This window comes from Streptomyces sp. NPDC002676, assembly GCF_053592455.1.
Map to the genome: position 1 here is coordinate 1 of NZ_JBSFVT010000074.1, position 1,660 is coordinate 1,660.

The window sequence follows — 1,660 nt, forward strand, 5'->3', positions numbered from 1 at the left end:
TCGAGTTTGCTACTGATCTGTTTGATCGGGTGTCGGTTGAGGGGTTGGCCGGTCGTTTTGGTCGGTTGTTGTCGGTGGTGGTGGCGGATCCGGATGTGCGGGTTGGCCGGCTGGAGGTGTTGTCGGCGGGTGAGCGTGGGGAGTTGTTGTCGGGTTGGCAGGGTGAGCGGGTTGAGGTGCCGTGGGCGTCGTTGCCTGTGGTGTTCGAGCGGCAGGTGGGCCGTTCTGCGGATGCGGTGGCGGTGAGTTTTGAGGGTGTGGAGCTGTCGTATGCGGAGTTGAATGCGCGGGCGAACCGGTTGGCTCGGTTCTTGGTGGGGTGTGGTGTGGGTCCGGAGGGGCGGGTGGCGTTGGTGCTGCCGCGTTCGCCGGAGCTGGTGACGGTGATGCTGGCGGTGTTGAAGGCGGGTGGCGCGTATGTGCCGGTGGATCCGCAGTATCCGGCTGAGCGGATCGCCTACTTGCTGCAGGACGCCACCCCGGCGGTGGTGATCACGTCGGAGGCGGTCCGTGAGACCGTGCCGGATGGTGTGTCCGCGCTTGTCCTGGAGGACATCGCCGGGGCCGTGGCGGCGGAGTCCGGGGCGGATCTGTCGGACGCGGACCGTCGGTGTGCTCTGTCTCCGCTGCATGCCGCCTATGTGATCTATACGTCGGGTTCGACGGGTCGTCCCAAGGGCGTGGTCGTCGGGCATGCGGGTGTGGTGAACCTGGCGCTGGATCACGTGGCGCGGCTGGGCATCGATGGTGAGAGCCGTCTGCTTCAGTTTGCTTCGCCGAGTTTTGATGCGGCGGTGGCTGATATGTGGCCGGCGTGGCTGGCGGGTGCGACGCTGGTGCTGGGCGCGGCCGAGCGGCTGGTTCCGGGGCCGGAGCTGGTGGGTTTGGTGCGTGAGTGCGGGGTGACGCATGCGACGTTGCCGCCGGCGACGCTGCCGGTGCTTGCGGAGGCCGGGGGGCTGCCTGAGGGGCTGACTCTGGTGGTGGCGGGTGAGGCGTGTCCGCCGGAGGTGGCCCGTCAGTGGTCGCGTGGCCGTCGGATGGTGAACATCTACGGTCCGACCGAGGCCACGGTGGCGTCCACGGCAAGCGTGCCCCTCTCCGGTGAGGGCGTGCCGCCGATCGGTCTGCCGGTGTGGAATACGTGTGCTTACGTTCTCGATGACCGGCTGCGTCCGGTGCCTGTCGGTGTGGCGGGGGAGTTGTATCTGGCGGGTGCGCAGCTGGCCCGCGGCTATCTGAACCGGCCAGGTCTGACCGGCGAGCGGTTCGTGGCTGATCCGTTCGGTGGGCCGGGTGCGCGGATGTATCGCACGGGTGATGTGGTGCGTCGCCGCCGTGACGGGCAGCTTGAGTATGTCGGTCGTGCCGACGAGCAGGTCAAGATCCGTGGTTTCCGGATCGAGTTGGGTGAGATAGAGGCGGTGATCGTCGGGCATCCGCAGGTTTCGCAGGTGACGGTGATGGCCCGGGAGGATCAGCCTGGTGACAGGCGGCTGGTCGCTTACGTCGTCCCGGCCGGCGGACAGGACAGCCTCGAAGGCGCGGACGTGCGCCGTTACGTGGGCTCGGTTCTGCCGGAGTTCATGGTGCCGGCTGCTGTCGTGGTCCTTCCCGAGCTCCCGCTGACCGCGCACCGCAAGGTCGACCGGCGCGCCCT

The 1,660-nt window shown here is 67.9% G+C and carries 1 protein-coding gene; it reads left to right on the forward strand.

Features of this window, described 5'->3' with window-relative positions; translation table 11 throughout:
• On the forward strand, positions 1 to 1,660 hold a 1,660-nt coding region (locus tag ACWD3E_RS43270), incomplete at both ends, for a non-ribosomal peptide synthetase (RefSeq protein ID WP_451392941.1).